The organism is Streptomyces sp. NPDC096013 (assembly GCF_044763565.1).
GTDB lineage: Bacteria > Actinomycetota > Actinomycetes > Streptomycetales > Streptomycetaceae > Streptomyces.
Map to the genome: position 1 here is coordinate 1 of NZ_JBIWGK010000046.1, position 1457 is coordinate 1457.

Here is a 1457-nt window from a genome sequence, read left to right on the forward strand (position 1 = left end):
GGCGGGCTCTACTGATCCCCGCAACGCCCTTGAGTTCAGGGAGTTGCGGGGATCGTGGATTTCGAGGTGCTGAAGGCGAGGTTCTTCGAGGCACTGGATCGGGAGGACGGCAGCATCACCGCTGCCGCTCGCGCGGTCGGAGTGAACCGCAATACGGCGTACGGATGGGCCCGCCAGGCCGGTGTCCGCGGTCGCGGCAAGCCCCGACCGCCCAGGCATCCCGGCCGGGCGGAGTACGAGCGGCTGCGTGCAGCCGGAGTCCGACGCCGAGATGCCGCCGCGCAGGCCGGCGTCCACGAACGCACTGCCGAGGACTGGGACCAGGGCATCCGGCAGATCGGCCATTCGCGACTGCGCGCTGACGGTCGTCTGATCGTCTATAAGACCGGTGTGACCACCATCCAGCCGTCCCTCGCGGCGGTCGACGCACGGCTGCACTCCCGGTTCCTGAACGTGACCGAGCGGGAGACGATCGCTGACATGCACCGGGCCAGCCATTCGCTGCGGGCGATCGGACGGGCTCTGGGGCGACCGGCGTCCACGATCAAGCGGGAGATCGACGCCCGGGCAGTCGACGGCGTCTATCGGCCGCACCGAGCCCAGCGGGCCTGGGCCGAGAGCCGTGCACGTCCCAAGGTCTCCAAGCTCGCCCAGGACGGTCCGCTGCGTCGATACGTTGAGGACAAGCTGCGCGAACGCTGGTCCCCGGAGCAGATCAGTCACGCCGCGGTCATCGAGTTCCCCGACGACGAGAGCATGCGGGTGAGTCCGGAGACGATCTACCAGGCCATCTACGTCCAGGCCCGAGGCAGCCTGCGCCGCGAGATCGCGGTCGCACTGCGCAGCGGGCGCACCCGCCGCAAGCCTCGCCGCAGCCCGGAGCAGCGCACCCGCCGATTCGTCGACGAGATGGTGATGATCTCCGAGCGTCCTGCCGAAGTGGAGGACCGGGCGGTTCCCGGCCACTGGGAAGGCGACCTGATCGTCGGCCCCCGAAGCGACAGCGCGATCGTGACCCTGGTCGAGCGCTCCACCCGCTACGTCATGCTCGGGCATCTGCCCGGCGGGCACACCGCCGAGGAGGTCCGCGACGTGCTGGTGCCACTGATCCAGACCCTGCCCGGGCATCTACGCGGCTCGCTGACCTGGGACCAGGGCTGCGAGATGGCCGCGCACAAGCAGTTCACCGTGGCCACGGGAGTGCCGGTCTACTTCTGTGACCCGCACTCGCCCTGGCAGCGCGGGTCGAACGAGAACACCAACGGCCTGCTGCGGCAGTACTTCCCCAAGAGCACCGACCTGTCCGCGCACAGTGCCGAAGACCTCGAACACGTCGCCCAGCAGCTCAACGGCCGACCACGCAAAACACTCGGCTGGAAAACCCCAGCCGAGCGCCTGCGTGATCTACTGACAGCCGCGTAAGCCATCAGGTGTTGCGAGGACCCCAAGAATCCGCC

The 1457-nt window shown here is 68.8% G+C and carries 1 protein-coding gene; it reads left to right on the forward strand.

From position 1 onward, the window contains the following. The first annotated feature begins 243 nt into the window (after window positions 1-243). On the forward strand, window positions 244-1422 hold the full coding sequence (locus tag ACIRB1_RS47110; RefSeq protein WP_403470127.1) for an IS30 family transposase: 1179 nt from the start codon (window positions 244-246) through the stop codon (window positions 1420-1422). The last annotated feature ends 35 nt before the right edge of the window (window positions 1423-1457 follow it).